This is a genomic window from Streptomyces sp. JJ66, assembly GCF_019303495.1.
Lineage (GTDB): Bacteria > Actinomycetota > Actinomycetes > Streptomycetales > Streptomycetaceae > Streptomyces.
Genome location: NZ_JAEVFI010000009.1, coordinates 39,328 through 56,980 on the forward strand (window position 1 = coordinate 39,328; position 17,653 = coordinate 56,980).

Genomic DNA, 17,653 nt, shown 5'->3' on the forward strand with positions numbered 1-17,653 from the left:
CCCGGCGCGTGGGCGGCGGGCACCACGTCAGGGTATCGGGGCGGCGAACGCGGCCCGGGGGCGTTCCGCAGCGTGGACGGCCGTACCATCTGGTCGGCTACCGGCCATCGGCATGATCCGCTACCGTTCGGCAATGCCGACCGAGGGTGTCGGCGGTGCTGGGAGCCGGAGCCAGGTGTCCAGCGGAAAGCGAAGAGAGGTTGTCCGATGGCCCGGAGCATTCAGTCTCTGGAGCGGGCGGCAGCGGTGCTGCGGCTGCTCGCGGGCGGTGAGCGCCGCCTCGGCCTCTCCGACATCGCCTCCACGCTCGGGCTCGCCAAGGGCACCGCGCACGGGCTGCTGCGGACGCTGCAACAGGAGGGCTTCGTCGAGCAGGACGAGGCGTCCGGGCGCTACCAGCTCGGCGCGGAGCTGCTGCGGCTGGGCAACAGCTACCTGGACGTGCACGAGCTGCGGGCGCGGGCCCTGGTGTGGTCCGACGACCTGGCCCGCAGCAGCGGTGAGGCGGTGTACCTGGGCGTGCTGCACCACGGCGGCGTGCTGGTGGTGCACCACGTCTTCCGGCCCGACGACAGCCGCCAGGTGCTGGAGATCGGTGCCATGCAGCCCCTGCACAGCACGGCGGTGGGCAAGGTGCTGGCGGCCTACGACCCGGTGGCGCACAGCGAACTGGTCGAGGCCGGGCGGGAATCGTTCACCGAGCGGACGGTGACCTCGCTGGCCGGGCTGGAGGAGTGCCTGGACCTCACCAGGGCGCGGGGCTGGGCGTCCGATGTGGAGGAGACGTGGGAGGGGGTGGCGTCCATCGCCGCCCCCATCCACGACCGGCGCCGGCTGCCGGTGGGCGCGGTGGGTATCACCGGCGCGGTGGAGCGGGTGTGCGTGGACGGCGCGCTCCGCCCGGAGCTGGTGGCCGCCGTCCGTGACTGCGCCCGCGCGGTCTCCCGCGACCTGGGCGCCAGCCGCTTCTAGCCAGTCCCGCGTCAGCCAGGGTTCGCCCCGCCGTGGCGCCCGGGCACGGCGCCTCGTGCCGCATGAGCACGATTTGGAAACGGGGTGGAGAGGGGGTGACTGGAGTCTTGACGGGGGTGAGTGGGAGGATAAAACTGCCGTTCGGCGGTCGACATTGTCGAACACCGGACGGGACCGGTTCCGCCTTCCCCTGTGAACAAAGGAGTCGCGAGTGTCTAACTCCGACATTTTCCTCGGCGAGGTCATCGGAACCGCTGTCCTCATCCTGCTCGGCGGCGGCGTCGTCGCCGGTGTCGTCCTCAAGCGCAGCAAGGCGTTCAACGCGGGCTGGCTGGCGATCACCTTCGGCTGGGGCTTCGCCGTCCTGACCGGCGCCTACGTGTCCGTGGGCACCTCCGGCGCCCACCTGAACCCGGCCGTCACCGTGGGCCTGGCGATCAAGGAGAACGCCTGGGAGACGGTGCCGTACTACTTCAGCGGACAGCTGCTCGGCGCGATGATCGGCGCCTTCCTGGTGTGGGTCGCCTACTACGGCCACTTCGCCGCCCACCTCAGCGACCGGGAGATCGTCGGCGGTCCGGGTGCGCAGGCCACCAAGACCGCCGTCAGCGACGCGCCCGGCCCGGTGCTCGGCGTCTTCGCCACCGGCCCGGAGATCCGCAACCCCGTGCAGAACCTGGCCACGGAGATCATCGCGACGTTCGTGCTGGTCATCGCCATCCTGGTGATGGGCACCAACGAAGGGCTCGCCCTGTCCGGCGCCGGTGTGCTGATGGTCGCCCTGGTCGTCGTCGGTATCGGCCTCTCCCTCGGTGGGCCAACCGGGTACGCCATCAACCCCGCGCGCGACCTCGGCCCGCGAATCGTGCACGCGCTGCTCCCCCTGCGCAACAAAGGCGGGTCAGACTGGAGCTATGCCTGGGTACCGGTCGTCGGCCCGCTGATCGGCGGCGCCCTCGCCGGCGGGCTGTACCAGCTCGCGTTCGCCTGACCGCCGCCCACTGAAAGAGGAACAGGAGCACCGCCATGACTGAGAACCACTCCACCGCCGCCGCCCACCCCGGCTACATCGCCGCGATCGACCAGGGCACCACCTCCAGCCGCTGCATCGTCTTCGACCGGGACGGCCGCATCGTCGCCGTCGATCAGAAGGAGCACGAGCAGATCTTCCCCAAGCCGGGCTGGGTCGAGCACGACGCCTCGGAGATCTGGACGAACGTCCAGGAGGTGATCGAGGGCGCCATCCGCAAGGCGGAGATCAGCCGCGACGAGGTGAAGGCCATCGGCATCACCAACCAGCGCGAGACGACCGTGCTGTGGGACAAGGCCACCGGCGAGCCGGTGCACAACGCCATCGTCTGGCAGGACACCCGTACCGACGCGCTGTGCCGGGAGCTGGGCCGCAACGTGGGCCAGGACCGCTTCCGGCGCGACACCGGGCTGCCGCTGGCCTCGTACTTCGCCGGTCCGAAGATCCGCTGGCTGCTGGACAACGTCGGGGGGCTGCGCGAGCGGGCCGAGCGCGGCGAGATCCTCTTCGGCACCATGGACTCCTGGGTCATCTGGAACCTCACCGGCGGCCCGGACGGCGGCGTGCACGTCACCGACGTCACCAACGCCTCGCGCACCCTGCTGATGAATCTGCACACCATGGAGTGGGACGAGAAGATCGCCTCGTCCATGGACGTGCCGATGGCCGTGCTGCCGCAGATCCGCTCCTCCGCCGAGGTGTACGGCGAGGCCGCGAGCGGCGTCCTGGCGGGCGTGGCGGTGGCCTCCGCGCTCGGCGACCAGCAGGCGGCGCTGTTCGGGCAGACGTGCTTCGCCACCGGTGAGGGCAAGTCCACCTACGGCACCGGCACGTTCCTGCTGATGAACACCGGGCACAAGCCGGTCAACTCCTACAACGGCCTGCTGACCACGGTCGGGTACCGCATCGGGAACGAGAAGCCGGTGTTCGCGCTGGAGGGCGCCATCGCCGTCACCGGCGCCCTGGTGCAGTGGATGCGCGACCAGATGGGCATGATCAGCACCGCGGCCGAGATCGAGACGCTGGCCAGCTCGGTGGAGGACAACGGCGGCGCCTACTTCGTGCCCGCCTTCTCCGGCCTGTTCGCCCCCTACTGGCGCTCCGACGCCCGCGGTGTCATCGCCGGTCTCACCCGCTACGTCACCAAGGCGCACCTGGCGCGGGCGGTGCTGGAGGCCACCGCCTGGCAGACGCGGGAGATCGTCGACGCGATGGCCAAGGACTCCGGCGTCGAGCTGACCGCCCTCAAGGTGGACGGCGGCATGACCTCCAACAACCTGCTGATGCAGAACATCTCGGACGTCCTGGACGCCCCCGTGGTGCGCCCGATGGTCGCCGAGACCACCTGCCTGGGTGCCGCCTACGCCGCCGGGCTCGCCGTCGGCTTCTGGTCGGGCACCGACGAGCTGCGCGCCAACTGGCGCCGCGCGGCCGAGTGGACCCCCCGTATGGACGCGGCCGTGCGCGACCGCGAATACAAGAACTGGCTCAAGGCCGTCGAGCGGACCATGGGCTGGATCGAAGAGGAGAACTGATCGACATGAACACCATCCCGCAGAGCGTCCCCTCGCTGGGGGCGCACCCGAGCGCCGGTGCCAACCCGGGACGTGCCGAGACCCGGGACGTGCTCGCCCGGGCGACGTACGACCTGCTGGTGGTCGGCGGTGGCATCCTGGGCACCTCGGTGGCCTGGCACGCGGCGCAGTCGGGGCTGCGGGTGGCGATGGTGGACGCCGGTGACTTCGCCGGCGCCACCTCCTCCGCGTCCTCGAAGCTGGTGCACGGCGGGCTGCGCTACCTGCAGACCGGTTCGGTGAAGCTGGTGGCCGAAAACCACCACGAGCGGCGGGTGCTGGCCAAGGACGTGGCGCCGCACCTGGTCAACCCGCTGACGTTCTACCTGCCGGTCTACAAGGGCGGTCCGCACGGCGCGGCCAAGCTGGGCGCGGGCGTGTTCGCCTACTCGGCGCTCTCCGCGTTCGGTGACGGCGTGGGCCGGGTCATCTCCCCCGCCCGCGCCGCCGCCGACAACCCGGGGCTGCGCACCGACAACCTCAAGGCGGTGGCCGTCTACGGCGACCACCAGATGAACGATGCGCGGGTCGCGGTCATGACGGTGCGGGCGGCGGTGGCCGCCGGTGCCGTGGTGCTCAACCACGCCGAGGTGACCGGCCTGCGCTTCACCCGTGGGCGGGTCACCGGCGCGGAGCTGCGCGACCGGACCGACGGCACCGAGTTCGGCATCGACGCCCGGCTGGTGCTGAACGCGACCGGCCCGTGGGTGGACCACCTGCGCCGGATGGAGGACACGGGCGCGGCGCCCAGCATCCGGCTCTCCAAGGGCGCCCACCTGGTGCTCAAGCGCAAGGCGCCGTGGCGGGCGGCGATGGCGACGCCGATCGACAAGTACCGCATCACCTTCGCCCTGCCGTGGGAGGACATGCTGCTCCTGGGCACCACCGACGAACCGTACGAGGGCGACCCGGGCGAGGTGAGCGCGACCGGGGACGACATCGAGCAGATCCTGTCCGAGGCCGCCGTCTCGGTCCGCGACGAGCACCTGAACCCCGACCTGATCACCTACGCCTTCGCGGGCCTGCGGGTGCTGCCGGGCGGTCCTGGCGGCGTGGAGTCCGCGAAGCGGGAGACCGTCGTCACCGAGGGCAGCGGCGGGATGCTGTCAGTGGCTGGCGGCAAGTGGACGACGTACCGGCACATCGGCCGCACGGTGATGAACCGGCTGGCGAAGCTGCCGGGCGGGGCGCTGGCTGAGGACATGCAGCCGGTCTCCGCGCTCCCCCGCCGGACGCCGCTGCCCGGGGTGGCGAACCCGAACGCCGTCGCGCACCGCCTGCTGGTGGACCGCGAGCCCGGCGGCCGTATCGACCCGCTGACCGCGCGTCACCTGGCCACCCACTACGGGTCGCTGGCCTTTGACATCGCCCGTCTGGTGGCCGAGGACCCGGCGCTGGGCGAGCGCATCCACCCGGACGGGCCGGAGATCTGGGCGCAGGCTGTCTACGCCCGGGACCACGAGTGGGCTGTCAGCGCCGACGACGTGCTGCGCCGCCGCACCACACTCACGGTGCGCGGCCTGGACACCCCGGAGGTCAGGACCCGCGTCGAGGAGCTGCTGGAGCAGCGCCCGGCCTGACCGCCACCGCGCACCCCCGGACCTGTGTGGCAGAGTGCCTCCCCAACTGCTGCTACACAGGGCCGGGGGGTCACAGCGTGGGCTCGCGCGACGGTGTCCCTGGCGAGCGCGCGCACCGTGCTGGAGCTGGGCTTCGACGGCGTCCACCGGCGCGGCTGGGTGACGCCTGGTGGACAGCGGTATGGCCGGTCTCGGACTGCGGCGCTGACGATCCCACGCCGTAGGCTGACTCCGCGAAACTGTCCGCGACGAAGGAGGCGCTGGGTGATCGAGCTGGAGGGTGTTCCCGAGCTGGTCGACCCGGTCATGGTGGCCGCGTTCGAGGGCTGGAACGACGCGGGTGACGCGGCCTCCAGCGCGGTGGGACACCTGCACGAGGAGTGGAAGGGCGAGGTGTTCGCCGCGCTGGACGCGGAGGACTACTACGACTTCCAGGTGAACCGGCCGCAGGTGTGGCTCGACCACGGCGTGCGTAAGATCACCTGGCCGACGACGCGGCTGTCGGTCGTGCGCGTGAGCGGGGACAAGCCGCGCGACCTGGTGCTGGTGCGCGGCATCGAGCCCAGCATGCGGTGGCGTTCGTTCTGCAACGAGCTGCTGGGGTTCGCGCACGAGCTGGGCGTGGAGATGGTCGTGGTGCTGGGCGCGCTGCTCGGCGACACACCCCACACCCGGCCCGTGCCGGTCACCGGCGTCACCTCCGACCCGGATCTGGCGCGCACGCTGAACCTGGAGGAGTCGCGGTACGAGGGGCCGACGGGCATCGTCGGCATTCTTCAGGAGGCGTGCACACACGCCGGGGTACCGGCGGTGAGCCTGTGGGCCGGGGTGCCGCACTACGTCTCGCAGCCGCCCAACCCCAAGGCGACGCTGGCCCTGCTGAACCGGCTGGAGGACCTGCTGGACGTGCGGGTCCCGCTGGGCGACCTGGCGGAGGACGCGCGGGCCTGGCAGGTGGGTGTGGACCAGCTCGCGGCCGAGGACAGCGAGGTGGCGGAATACGTGCAGTCGCTGGAGGAGGCCCGCGACACGGCGGAGCTGCCGGAGGCGTCGGGCGAGGCGATCGCCCGGGAGTTCGAGCGGTACCTGCGACGGCGGCCGCCGTCCTCGCGCGGTGACGACGCCGACGACCCGGGCGAGCCGCCCGCCTAGCGTGCCCGGCCGGTGCCCGGGGTGCGCGTCGCCTGACGCGCCCGGCCCGGCTGACACGGGATGGTCCACCCGCTCGCCCGCGACCGGTGTGGGCCGGGCGAGCGGGTGCGGCACACTACGCGGCGGGTGGCGTTGACGAGCCCGGGGCGCCGCTACAGGGCGACGCCCAGCAGCGCGTCCACCGCGCGGGAGACCAGGCCCGGGGCACCCTCGTCCGTGCCGCCGTCCGCGTGCTGGCGCTGCGCCCACGCGTCCACGGCCGCCAGCGCGCGGGGCGCGTCCAGGTCGTCGGCGAGAGCGGCGCGGATCTGCTCGACGAGCTCCTCCGCGGGCGGTCCGTCGGGCCGGGAGACGGCCGCGCGCCAGCGGGCGAGGCGGGCGACGGCGGCGTCCAGTACCGCGTCGGTGTACTCCCAGTCGGCCCGGTAGTGGTGGGCCAGCAGGGCCAGCCGGATCGCGGCGGGATCAGTGCCGTCGCGGCGCAGGGTGGAGACGAAGACGAGGTTGCCCCTGGACTTCGACATCTTCTCGCCGTCGAGGGCCACCATCCCGGCGTGCACGTAGGTCTGCGCGAAGGGGTGGCTGCCGGTGAGGGCCTGGGCGTGCGAGGCGCCCATCTCGTGGTGCGGGAAGGCCAGGTCGGAGCCGCCGCCCTGGAGATCGAAGCCCATGCCGAGGTGTTCCAGCGCGATGGCGACGCACTCGATGTGCCATCCGGGCCTTCCCTGGCCCAGGGAGCCGCCGTCCCAGTGTGGTTCGCCGTCGCGGGCGGCCACCCACAGCAGCGGGTCGAGCGGGTTCTTCTTGCCCGGGCGTTCCGGGTCGCCGCCGCGTTCGGCGGACAGGGCGCGCATGGTGGCGGCGTCCAGCCCGGAGACCTCGCCGAAGTGCGCATCGGCCGCCACGGAGAAGTAGATGTCGCCGTCGAGTTCGTAGGCGGCACCGGCCTCGCGGAGCCGTTCGACGATCGGCACGATGGCCGGTATCGACTCCACGGCGCCGATGAACTGGCGCGGCGGGAGCATGCGCAGGGCGGTCATGTCCGCGCGGAACAGGGCCGTCTCGCGCTCGGCGATCTCGGTCCAGTCCTGGCCGGTGGCCACGGCCCGCTCCAGCAACGGGTCGTCGATGTCGGTGACATTCTGCACGTAGTGGACCTGGCGCTTGGTGTCGAGCCACACGCGCTGGACGAGGTCGAACGCGTTGTAGGTCGCCGCGTGACCCAGGTGGGTCGCGTCGTACGGCGTGATGCCGCAGACGTAGAGGCGGGCGACGGGACCGGGGGTGAGTCTCACCCGACCGCCGGAGGCGGTGTCGTGGATCGCGAGGTCGCGGCCGCTGCCAGGCAGGGCGGGGACCTCGGATGCGGGCCAGGCATGCATGGTCATGAGCGTAACCGCACGGCGGTTCTGGCATCGAACGGGCCGGGCCTGGCGGATGCGGCTGGCCGAAAAGGCGTTCTTGCGCGCGGACGCCGGTGTGGCCGGTGGAAAGTTCCGGGGCAGAGCCGGGGCTGGGTCACACCGGCGGCCACGGGATGGCGGGCCAGTCGCCGCTGGGCAGCGGGTGCCGCCCACTGCTGAGCAGACCCGCCACCCGCTTGCGCAAGGCCTCCAGCTCGACGTCGCTGAGCAGTGCGGCCAGCTGTCCGGCCAGGGGCGCGCCGGGCGTGAGGGCGCTCGTCAGACGGTGCAGGGGGTCGCGGAGAGCGTCGGGCAGCGGCTCGCCCGCCCAGCCCCACAGCAGGGTGCGCAGCTTGTCGTCGGTGTGGAAGGTGACGCCGTGGTCGATGGCGTAGAGCCGCCCGTCGGGCAGGGGCAGCAGGTGGCCGCCCTTGCGGTCGGCGTTGTTGATGACGGCGTCCAGCACGGCCAGGCGGCGCAGGCGCGCGTCGTCGGCGTGCACCAGCAGCGCGGTATGCCCGGGTTCGGTCTCCGCGAAACCGATCGCCTTCCAGCCGGGCTCGGGCTGGTCACCGGCGACGAGCGCGAGCAGGCCGTCGGCACCGCTGGGGGGCGCCTCGTCGGCGTCGGGAGGCGGGCCGATCCACTGCTGGCACATGCCCTGGCCGAACGGGCCGTCGCGCAGCACCGTGGGCGGCACCAGCTCCCAGCCCAGCGCCCGGCACACCGCGTAGGCGGCGACCTCGCGGGCGGCGAGCGTGCCGGACGGAAAGTCCCACAGCGGGCGCTCTGCGGCGACGGGCTTGTACACGCAGGGCAGGGTGGTGCCGTCGGCGGTGACGGTGCCGTAGAAGACGCCGTTGGACGCGTCGGCGATGCGCCCGGCGAGCGTCAGCTCACCGTCGGCAAGCAGCCGGGCCGCGGCCTCGGGAGCGGGACCCGGGGCGGCACCGGCGGGCTGCGGAGACTCGGGGTGGTTCACGCTTCCCCGCGGCGGTACCCGTTCTGGCGCGGGCAGACGTGACCCTCCGGGTCCAGCGGGAGGCTGCACAGCGGGCACGGCGGGCGGCCCGCGTTGACGACCTCCATGGCGCGCTTGGCGAACGCCCGCGCCATCGGCCCGGTGATGCGCACGCGCAACATCGGCGGCCCGTTCTCGTCGTCGTGCAGCAGCCGCTCCTCGGCCTCGGCCATCGACTCCTCGGACTCGGCCTCCACCGCGACGAGCGCCTGCGCCTCGACGACCATGCGCTCGCTGTCACTGTCCCAGGCCAGCGCCATCGTGCCCACGCGGAACTCCTCGTCCACCGGCGAGTGCAGCGGCTCGCTGTCGGTCAGCTCGCTGGGCGCGACGGCCGGGACGGCGGTGCTGCCGCCGCTGCGCCGCACCACCTCGTCCAGCAGCTCGTCGATCCGCTCGGCCAGCGCCTCCACCTGGGCCTTCTCCAGCGCGACGCTCGTCGTGCGGCCCTCGGCGGAGGCTTGGAGGTAGAAGGTGCGCCGTCCGGGCAGCCCGACCGTGCCGGCGACGAATCGGTCCGGCGGGTCGTAGAGGAACACCTGACGGGACACGTCCTGCTCCAGAGCACTAGATAATTGGGGTTCAGTGGCACCCTACTGCGCCGGGTGATCCACTGACTCACGCACCGCCCCCGACCGCGGCGTCACTGTCGCTGCCCGGGGCGGGTGCGGTGCCCCCGGCCTCCCCCTCGGGCTCACGCGGGGCGAGCGCGGCGAGGCTGCCGGTGTCGCCCAGGCGCACCAGGAAGGGGCGCAGCGGGGTGTAGCGGATCGCGGTGACGGAGCCGGGCTCGACGCTCACCCGCTGGAAGAGGTCCAGGTGCAGGCCGAGGGCGTCGGCGACGACCGATTTGATGATGTCCCCGTGGGAACACATCAGGTACACGGCATCCGCGCCGTGCTCGGCGGTGACGCGCTCGTTCCAGTCGCGCACGGCGTCCACGGCACGCTGCTGCATGCCGCGCATCGTCTCCCCGCCGGGGAACGTGACGGAGCTCGGATGCTGCTGGACGGCGGCCATCAACGGCTCCCCGGCCAGCTCGCTGAGCTTGCGGTTGGTCCAGTCGCCGTACGCGCATTCGGCGATCCGCTCATCCTCGTACAGCGGCAGGTCCGGGCGGGCGTCGGCCAGCGGCTGGAGCGTCTGGCGGCAGCGCAGCAGCGGGCTGTGGACGGCCAGGGCCAGCGGCAGGTCGGCGAGCCGGGCGGTCAGCGCGGCGGCCTGGGCCTCACCCTGGTCGTCTAGGGCGACGCCGGGAGTGCGGCCCGCGAGCAGGCCGGAGGTGTTCGCGGTCGATCGGCCGTGGCGCACGAGCAGCAACGTGGGCATGGGTGCCAGGGTAGGCGCCGCCGACACGCGGCGGGCAGCGGTGCCGCTGGGGCGGGTGTCCGGGTGGTGCCCGTAACCCGGGGCGGGGGGCGGGCGTTGGGATGGTGACGGCCGTGGCGGGGTTGACCCCGAGCCCCCACCACGGCCGCAGATCTGCCCGGGGCGCGTTGCGCGGTGCCGGAGGCGTCACGCGGTGCCGGAGCGCTCCAGGGCCTCGACGCCAGCGCGGAGTGCGGCGATGCGCTCGTCCAGGGTGAACCCGGCCGGGGCGAGGGACAGCGTGGTGACACCGGCTTCGGCGTAGGCGCGCATGCGGTCGGCGACGCGCTCGACGCTGCCCAGCAGCGTGGTGGAGTCGATCAGCTGCTGCGGGACGGCCGCGGCGGCGCCGTCCTTGTCGCCAGCCAGGTACCTGTCCTGGATCTCGGCGGCTTCCTTCTCGTAGCCCATGCGCTGGGCGAGCTTGTTGTAGAAGTTCTGCTTGCGGCTGCCCATGCCGCCGACGTACAGCGCGGTGTAGGGCCGGAAGAAGTCGGCGAGGGCGCTGATCTGGTCGTCGTCGCCGATGGCCATGGGGACGGTGGGGCAGATGTCGAAGCCGTCCAGGTCCTTGCCCGCGGTGGCCCGGCCCGCGCGCACCGGGCCGAGCGTGGTGGCTTCGGCGTGCTCGGGGGCGAAGAAGACCAGCAGGGCGCCGTCGGCGATCTCACCGGTCTGCTGGAGGTTCTTCGGGCCGATCGCGGCGATGTAGAGCGGTACGTGATCGCGCACCGGGTGGACGGTGAGCTTGATCGGCTTGCCGGGCCCGTCGGGCAGCGGCAGGGTCCAGTGCTCGCCAACGTGGGTGAGGCGCTCGCGGGACAGCGCCTTGCGGACGATCTCGACGTACTCGCGGGTGCGGGAGAGCGGCTTGTCGAACTTCACCCCGTACCAGCCCTCGGAAACCTGCGGCCCGGAGACGCCCAGGCCCAGGCGGAACCGGCCGCCGGACAGTGAGTCCAGCGTGGCGGCGGTCATCGCCGTCATGGCCGGGGTGCGGGCGGGGATCTGGAAGATGCCCGAGCCGACGTCGATGCGTTCGGTCTGCGCGGCGACCCACGCCAGCACCGTGGGCGCGTCCGAGCCGTAGGCTTCGGCTGCCCAGCACACGGAGTAGCCGAGCCGGTCGGCTTCCTGAGCGACAGCGAGGTTGTCCTGGTCCATCCCGGCGCCCCAGTAGCCGAGGTTGATCCCGAGCCTCATAACCACTCCCTTACTTTCCAGTAACACGGTGGTGTGCGGGACTGTACGCGACCGGCGGAAGCACTCTCAACGGTCATGAAGCCGCGCCAGCGCGCCGCGGTGGCCTGCGCGCGTCGCGGCTCGGTCTGGGTTCCCCTGGCTTCGGCCAGGCAGCCCGGCGGGCAGGACGGGGCAGCGCGGCGGACGGCGACGCTGGCGGGCGCGCGGACGACCGAGCAGTTCACGGAGGCGCTGTCGGTGGAGACGCTTAGTCTTCCAGACGAGATCATCCGGACGCTGGAGGACGGGTCGGCCCCGGTGCACCGCCAGCCCGACCACGACTGGAGCACGCTGTGAGCACCTCCGAGGACACGCCCCGCGAGACCGGCCACGCGGGCCTGACGGACCGCCGCGCGGGCGGGGAAGGGGACGCGCGGAGCGGGGACGGCGCACCGGACGCGCGGGGCAGCCAGGGCGCGGCCAGGGCGGACGAAGCTGAGCGCGGGCCGGGTGCCGGGAGTGGTGGGCCGGCCGGCAAGGCCGCGGAGCTGATGGCCGCCGTGCGGGCGGTGGAGAGCGGGGAGCGGTCGGCGGCCGAGTTCTACGCCGCGCCCGAGCCGCCGCGCGCGCCCCGCCCGGCCCCGGCCGCCCCGGCGCGTCCCGGACCCGCGCGATCCGGCCCGGAGGCGGGCGCGGGCGAACCGGTGGCGGTGCCGCCGGAGGTGCCGCAGGTCCTCGCCTCCGGTGGCGCACCCGAGTCGCTGGCCCCGGCCGTGGCCCACGCCCTGGGTCCTGGCGCCGCGAAGGAGCTGCGGGAAGACCCGTGGCGGCTGCTGGCCGTCGCGGGCGTGCGGCCCGAGCAGGCGGACGCGTTCGCCACGGCGCTGGGGGCCGAGAGCAGCCCGGGCGAGCCCCGGCGGGCGCAGGCGCTGGCGCAGTGGCTGCTGGAGCGCGCGGCCCGCTCCGGCCACACCGTGCTCGGCGCCGGGGCGCTGGCGCGCGGGCTGGCCCAGTACGGCGTCCCGCAGCCGGAGGAAGCGGTGCGCGAGGCGGTGGACACCGGGGCGCTCCTGGTATTCGAGGGCGAGCCGGAGGACGCCGAGGCGCCGGTGCCGCTGTTCGTGGGTCTGGAACGCTGGGCGCTGGCGGAGGAAAGCCTCGCGGACGGCCTGCACCGCCTCCTGAGCACCTTCGCGGCCCCCGGGGAGGAGGAGACGCGGCGCTGGGCCACGGCGGGCGGGGCCGCGCCCTCGCCCTCGGCGGCCGAGCTGGTGCGGGCGGTGGCGGGCAGCGGGCTCGTGGTGCACACCGGCGGCGAGGCGGCCCGGGGGGAACCGGCGGCCGTCGTGGCCGCCGCCCGGGCCGTGGGGCTGCGCGCCTGCGCGGCGGTGCACACGGTGCAGGGCAGGCAGCGGACGGCGGCGCTCATTCCGGCAGCCCCGCGGGCTAGCTCCTCGGACGCCTCGGCGGACCCGGGCGCGCCCGGGGGCACGGAACCGCCCGACCCGTCCGGCGGCCAGGGGGCAGGGGCCGCGCACCCCGGCCCCGGTGTGCGGACGGCGGACGAACCGGGCAGGCAGGCAGCGGAGGAGCCCGGCGGGGAGGCTGCCGTGACCGTCGCCGGGCTGCTGAGCGGGCGGGAGGGCCCGGGGCGGCAGGAGGACGGCACGCTCGCGCTGGACGTGCTGGCCGTGCTCGACGCGCCGCTGCTGGACGTCGAGACCGCCGCCGCGCTGGTGGAGGCGCTGCCGGACGGGGCACGGCTGGTCCTCAGCGGTGACCCGGCGCTGCTCGGCTCCGCTGGCCCCGGTGAGGTGCTCGGCGACGTGCTGGCGGCACAGGTGTGCCCGCGGGTGGTGTCCCGCACGCCCGATCCGGGCCCGCTGGGCGAGCTGGTGTCGGAGGTCGGCGTCGGCGAGCTGACGCAGGTGGAGGCGCCGGGCAGGGAGGTCGTCATCGTGCCGGTGCGGGAGGCGGCCGAGGCCGTGCACCGCACCGTGCAGCTGGTGGCCGACTCGGTGCCGCGCGCGCTGGGCATCGAGGCCGCCGACACCCAGGTGATCACGCCGGGGCACGGAGGCGGGGCGGGCACGCGGGCGCTGAACGCCGCGCTGAAAGAACGGCTCAACGCTGGCCCCGGCCGCTTCGGCGGTTTCGACCCGGGCGACCGGGTGGTCTATTCCGTGGCGCCGGGCCGAGTCGTGCTCGGGGCCGTGGCGGGCGCGGACGAGCGCGGGCTGCGGGTGGCGGGGGCGGACGGCTCGGCGTGGACGGTGGCCAGGGACCGCGTGGGCGTGACCCTGCGGCACGGCTGGGCGATCACCGCGCACCAGGCCGCGGGCCTGCGCTGGCCCGCGGCGGTGGTGGTGCTGCCGGGCGACGCGGTGGAGGCGCTGGACCGGCCGTGGGTCTACACCGCGTTCGGGCGGGCAGAGCGGCACCTGTCGGTGGTGCATGGCGTGGACTCCGCGCTGCCGCGTGCGGTCGCGGAGCGGCCGGGGGCGCAGCGCACGACGCGGCTGCGGACGCTGTTGCGCCCCCGGCCGGGGGCGGAGGATCAGCGGGCTGAGACGGCCGGTGCGTCATCCTCCGGTTCCTCGTCGCCTTCCTCGTCACCGTAATCGCCGTCGTCATCGCCGTCGTCCTCGTCGGCTCCGCCCTTGGCGGGGATGCTCTCGTCCTCGTCGAAGACGGTGCTGATGTCATAGCGGCAGACGACGCGGGCGGGGTCGGCTCCGTCGAAGGGCTGGTCAAGCCACTCCCCCGGCTCGGCGGGCTCGTCGTCGGCGACGACCCACAGGGTGGAGTCGCCCTCCTCCAGGCCGAACTCCCGGTGCCGGGTGGCCAGCTCGTCGGGCTCGAACTCACCGAAGATCACCCCGAGCGCGGCGTGCACGCTGCTGCCCGGGGTCTCCGCCTCGCCCTGCGTCAGGTCCACGGCGTCCGGGTCCAGATCGGTGACGCGCTGGGCCTGGGCGAGCAGGCGCAGGGTGTCGCTGACGGTGTAGTCGCGCCGCATGTAGACGCTCAGCGCGGTCGGTTCGTCAGGTCCGAGGTAGGCGTGGGTGCTCTCGTCGTTCGGGATTTCGAAGGGCGTGACCTCGTCGTAGGCGCCGTACAGCAGCGCGTCATACGCCTCCCCGGCGGCAGCGAGGGCGTCGTAGGCGGCGTTGACGGCGGCGTCGGCGGCAGCCCCGCGGGTGCCGCGGGCGCGGCGTTCGATAGCGGCGAGGTGACGGTCGAGGGCGGACTTCAGGGCTTCCACGGACGCGCGTACCTCGGCAGCGGTGGGCTGCGCAACATCAGACATACAGCAGACGCTATCCGTAGCCGGGCCCCATCCGCACAATGGATGCGATGCCGGAATATGAATTTCGCGATGTGTACGTACCGCGTGGGGTCTCCCGGAGCGCCGCCACGCGTCTGCTGACCGACCAGGCCGAGTACGGCCACTGGGAGCTGGACCGGCTGCGCCTGAACCCGGACGGCAGCCGCCGGGTGCGGCTGCGCCGCCGGATCATCCGCCAGCTGCGGGCGACGTGGTGAACCGCACGGGTCGGCGTCCCCCCTGAACAGCCCTGCGGGCCCCGCCGTGACGGCGGGGCCCGCAAGGGGCGTGCGCGCGTGGGGTCAGCGCTGGGCGGCGACGCGGGCGCGGCGGTACAGCACGTAGCCGCCGAGCATCATGCCGACGCCCACCGGGAGCACGGTGCTCAGGCTGGACGCGCCGGTCTCGGCGAGCTGGCCGTGCGGCTCGGAGCGGTCACCGGCCGGGGTGAGGTTGTCCTTCCCGGCGTCGTGCTCCTTGTCCTCGGGCTGGTTGACACGCGGCGCCTCGGGCTTCTCACCCTCGGGCTTCTCACCCTCGGGCTTCTCGTGGTCCGGCTTCTCGTGATCGGGCTTCTCGTGATCGGGCTTCTCGTGGTCCGGCTTCTCGTGATCGGGCTTCTCGTGGTCCGGCTTCTCGTGGTCCGGCCACTCGTGGTCCGGCTTCTCCGGAGAGCCGTTGTTCACGCACTTGTTGCCGAACGCCGGGTTGAGGACGCCGATGACGTCAACACTGTTGCCACAGGCGTTCACCGGCACGTGGATGGGGGCCTGGATGGTGTTGCCCGAGACCACGCCGGGCGAGTTCGCCGCCACGCCGTCGGCATCGGCGCCGCCGCCACTGCGGTCACTGGAGCCGTGGTGGCCGTGGTGCCCGTAGTGGTCGTGGTCGCCGTCGTTCTCGCACCTGTTGCCGAACGCCGGGTTGAGGATGCCGATGACGTTCACGGTGTTGCCGCAGATGTTCACCGGCACGTGCACTGGCACCTGGATGGTGTTGCCCGAGCCCACACCGGGCGAGTTGGCGGCGGCACCGTCGGCGTCCGCGTCCGCTTGGGCCGCGCCGCCGGTGAGGGCGAGCACCCCGCCCGCGGCCACGATGGTGATCAGGCCCTTCCTGGTGACCTGTCGCATGGTTGCTTCCTGTCTTCTTGCTGGCGGGACGGCGAGCGGTTCCGCGTAGGCCGCGGGCCTCGGCTCGCCGGAACTGACAGCCCCGGAGCGCATGGCTCGCGCTCCGGGGCTCGGCATCAAACCCTCACGGGCTCAGTCAACTGCGACGTCAGTCGTTGATGCAGACGTTGCCGAAGGTCGGGTTCAGCACGCCGATGACATCGATCGTGTTGCCGCACAGGTTGATCGGCACGTGGACCGGCACCTGGATCACGTTGCCGGACACGACGCCCGGGGAGTTGACAGCGGCACCGTCGGCGTCGGCGTCGGCGACGGCAACGCCCGCACCCGCGAGAACCAGGCCACCGGTGGCAGCCGCAGCGGCGACGACCTTCTTGATCATTGTTCCTCCTTGTTGGCAATGCGATCCCAGCCACGGACCGCACCCCATGTAACGAGGAGTGCAGGGTGGGGCTACGTTTCAGAGGCGGCATTCACCCGTGATAGTGAAGGTCGCACAGACGCGCGAGGGCCAGCATCCGCACGCGTCCGGCGAAACGCCTGGTCAGGACGGTTTCAGCACTGGTCGATGAACCGGTCGAGCACCCGCACGCCGAACTTCAGCCCCTCCACGGGGACGCGCTCGTCCACCCCGTGGAACATCCCGGCGAAGTCCAGCTCCGGCGGCAGCTTGAGCGGCGCGAAGCCGAAGCAGCGGATGCCCAGGTCGTCGAACTGCTTGGCGTCGGTGCCGCCGGAGAGCATGTAGGGCACCGCCCGGGCGACCGGGTCCTCGGCGACGAGCGAAGACTGCATCGCCGCCACCAGGTCGCCGTCGAAGGTCGTCTCCAGCGCCTTGTCCGCGTGCACGTCCTCGCGCCGGACGCGGGGACCGAGCACCCGGTCGAGGTCGGCCAGGAACTCCTCCTCGTGCCCGGGCAAAAAGCGCCCGTCCACATGCGCGGTGGCCTGGCCGGGGATGACGTTGACCTTGTAGCCCGCGCCGAGCTGGGTGGGCGCGGCGGTGTTCTGCAGGGTGGCGCCGATGATCTTGGCGATGCCGCCCAGCCTGGCCAGCGTCTCCTCCATGTCCTCCGGGTCGAGTTCGACGCCGAGCGCGTCGGAGAGCTCGTCGAGGAAGGCGCGGACCGTCTTGGTCACGCGGACGGGGAACTTGTGCCGCCCCAGCCGTCCGACGGCCTCGCACAGTTCGGTGATGGCGTTGTCGTTGTTGGTCATCGAGCCGTGCCCGGCGGTGCCGTCCACGGTGAGCCGCATCCAGTGCATGCCCTTCTGCGCGGTCTCGATCAGGTACAGGCGCAGGTTCTCGTTGACGGTGAAGGAGAAGCCGCCCACCTCGCCGATGCCCTCGGTGACGCCCTCCAGCAGCTCGGGCCGGTGATCGACCAGGTAGCGGGAGCCGAGGCGTCCGCCAGCCTCCTCGTCGGCCAGGAAGGCGAGCACGATGTCGCGCGGTGGTGTGCGGCCGGTGCGCACGCGGTCGCGGATAACGGCGAGCGTCATGGCGTCCATGTCCTTCATGTCCACCGCGCCGCGCCCCCACACGCAGTCGTCGGCGATCTCACCGGAGAACGGGTGGTGCCGCCAGTCGTCGGCGTTGGCCGGGACGACGTCGAGGTGGCCGTGGATGAGCAGTCCGGGGCGGGACCGGTCAGCTCCGGGGATGCGTACGACCGTCGAAGCCCGGCCGGGGCGGGACTCGAAGATCTCCGGTTCCAGCCCCACGTCGGCGAGCTGCGCCGCGACGTACTCGGCCGCCGCCCGCTCACCGGGTCCGCTGTCGTCGCCGTAGTTGCTGGTGTCGATGCGGATGAGGTCGCGGCAGATGCCGACAACTTCCTCCTCACCGGTGACGCCGGGGACGCCGCTTAGGGCCGGGGTCGCGCTCGACTCGCTCACACTGCCTCCAG

15 protein-coding genes and 2 pseudogenes are annotated in these 17,653 nt (G+C 73.0%); 8 read left to right on the forward strand and 9 right to left on the reverse strand.

Features of this window, described 5'->3' with window-relative positions; translation table 11 throughout:
* Window positions 1–207: 207 nt before the first annotated feature.
* The 5 genes and pseudogenes from JJV70_RS08570 to JJV70_RS08590 all read left to right on the forward strand — a co-directional run.
* Window positions 208–972, forward strand: coding sequence for an IclR family transcriptional regulator (locus JJV70_RS08570; protein WP_219047178.1), 765 nt, complete (start codon window positions 208–210; stop codon window positions 970–972).
* A 211-nt stretch (window positions 973–1,183) separates the two neighbouring features.
* On the forward strand, window positions 1,184–1,963 hold the full coding sequence (locus JJV70_RS08575) for an MIP/aquaporin family protein (protein WP_219047179.1): 780 nt from the start codon (window positions 1,184–1,186) through the stop codon (window positions 1,961–1,963).
* 35 nt (window positions 1,964–1,998) lie between these two features.
* Window positions 1,999–3,537 carry a glycerol kinase GlpK gene (gene glpK, locus JJV70_RS08580; RefSeq protein ID WP_219047180.1) on the forward strand — a complete coding sequence of 513 codons (1,539 nt, stop codon included), beginning with the start codon at window positions 1,999–2,001 and terminating at the stop codon, window positions 3,535–3,537.
* Window positions 3,538–3,542: 5 nt separating this feature from the next.
* Window positions 3,543–5,156 carry a glycerol-3-phosphate dehydrogenase/oxidase gene (locus JJV70_RS08585; protein ID WP_219047181.1) on the forward strand — a complete coding sequence of 538 codons (1,614 nt, stop codon included), beginning with the start codon at window positions 3,543–3,545 and terminating at the stop codon, window positions 5,154–5,156.
* Window positions 5,157–5,420: 264 nt separating this feature from the next.
* A pseudogene (locus tag JJV70_RS08590) lies at window positions 5,421–6,258 on the forward strand (PAC2 family protein); the annotation flags it as partial.
* Between the two features lie 202 nt (window positions 6,259–6,460).
* Here JJV70_RS08590 and mshC read toward each other — a convergent pair.
* The 5 genes from mshC to JJV70_RS08615 all read right to left on the reverse strand — a co-directional run bounded on the left by mshC (window position 6,461) and on the right by JJV70_RS08615 (window position 11,303).
* Window positions 6,461–7,690 (reverse strand): cysteine--1-D-myo-inosityl 2-amino-2-deoxy-alpha-D-glucopyranoside ligase, encoded by a 1,230-nt coding sequence (gene mshC, locus JJV70_RS08595; RefSeq protein WP_219047182.1) that lies wholly within the window; start codon window positions 7,688–7,690, stop codon window positions 6,461–6,463.
* A gap of 136 nt (window positions 7,691–7,826) precedes the next feature.
* Window positions 7,827–8,693: an SCO1664 family protein gene (locus JJV70_RS08600; RefSeq protein WP_374227261.1), complete on the reverse strand. Its 867-nt coding sequence runs from the start codon at window positions 8,691–8,693 to the stop codon at window positions 7,827–7,829.
* Complete coding sequence (locus JJV70_RS08605) at window positions 8,690–9,283, reverse strand: DUF3090 domain-containing protein (RefSeq protein WP_219047183.1); 594 nt, start codon at window positions 9,281–9,283, stop codon at window positions 8,690–8,692. Before JJV70_RS08605 ends, JJV70_RS08600 begins: the two co-directional genes overlap by 4 nt.
* Before the next feature lie 67 nt (window positions 9,284–9,350).
* Window positions 9,351–10,061 (reverse strand): histidine phosphatase family protein, encoded by a 711-nt coding sequence (locus JJV70_RS08610; protein ID WP_219047184.1) that lies wholly within the window; start codon window positions 10,059–10,061, stop codon window positions 9,351–9,353.
* 186 nt (window positions 10,062–10,247) lie between these two features.
* Window positions 10,248–11,303, reverse strand: a complete 1,056-nt coding sequence (locus tag JJV70_RS08615; RefSeq protein WP_219047185.1) for an LLM class F420-dependent oxidoreductase — start codon at window positions 11,301–11,303, stop codon at window positions 10,248–10,250.
* 186 nt (window positions 11,304–11,489) lie between these two features.
* Between JJV70_RS08615 and JJV70_RS08620 the strand changes: the two are divergent.
* Both JJV70_RS08620 and JJV70_RS08625 read left to right on the forward strand, forming a co-directional pair.
* Window positions 11,490–11,639, forward strand: a pseudogene (locus tag JJV70_RS08620) (aldo/keto reductase); the annotation flags it as partial.
* Complete coding sequence (locus JJV70_RS08625) at window positions 11,636–13,903, forward strand: helix-hairpin-helix domain-containing protein (RefSeq protein WP_374227262.1); 2,268 nt, start codon at window positions 11,636–11,638, stop codon at window positions 13,901–13,903. The pseudogene JJV70_RS08620 and the gene JJV70_RS08625, both read left to right, overlap by 4 nt.
* Here JJV70_RS08625 and JJV70_RS08630 read toward each other — a convergent pair.
* The gene (locus tag JJV70_RS08630) at window positions 13,840–14,592 is read right to left on the reverse strand and encodes a hypothetical protein (protein ID WP_219047186.1); all 753 of its coding nucleotides are present in this window, start codon (window positions 14,590–14,592) and stop codon (window positions 13,840–13,842) included. The genes JJV70_RS08625 and JJV70_RS08630 overlap by 64 nt on opposite strands.
* A 47-nt stretch (window positions 14,593–14,639) precedes the next feature.
* Between JJV70_RS08630 and JJV70_RS08635 the strand changes: the two genes are divergently transcribed.
* On the forward strand, window positions 14,640–14,828 hold the full coding sequence (locus tag JJV70_RS08635; protein WP_219047187.1) for a DUF5703 family protein: 189 nt from the start codon (window positions 14,640–14,642) through the stop codon (window positions 14,826–14,828).
* An 84-nt stretch (window positions 14,829–14,912) separates the two neighbouring features.
* Here JJV70_RS08635 and JJV70_RS23170 read toward each other — a convergent pair whose 3' ends face one another.
* The 3 genes from JJV70_RS23170 to JJV70_RS08650 all read right to left on the reverse strand — a co-directional run bounded on the left by JJV70_RS23170 (window position 14,913) and on the right by JJV70_RS08650 (window position 17,642).
* Window positions 14,913–15,743, reverse strand: coding sequence for a chaplin (locus tag JJV70_RS23170; RefSeq protein WP_219047188.1), 831 nt, complete (start codon window positions 15,741–15,743; stop codon window positions 14,913–14,915).
* A gap of 148 nt (window positions 15,744–15,891) precedes the next feature.
* The gene (locus tag JJV70_RS08645; RefSeq protein WP_219047189.1) at window positions 15,892–16,125 is read right to left on the reverse strand and encodes a chaplin; all 234 of its coding nucleotides are present in this window, start codon (window positions 16,123–16,125) and stop codon (window positions 15,892–15,894) included.
* Window positions 16,126–16,298: 173 nt separating this feature from the next.
* On the reverse strand, window positions 16,299–17,642 hold the full coding sequence (locus tag JJV70_RS08650) for a M20/M25/M40 family metallo-hydrolase (protein WP_308294742.1): 1,344 nt from the start codon (window positions 17,640–17,642) through the stop codon (window positions 16,299–16,301).
* Between the last annotated feature and the right edge of the window lie 11 nt (window positions 17,643–17,653).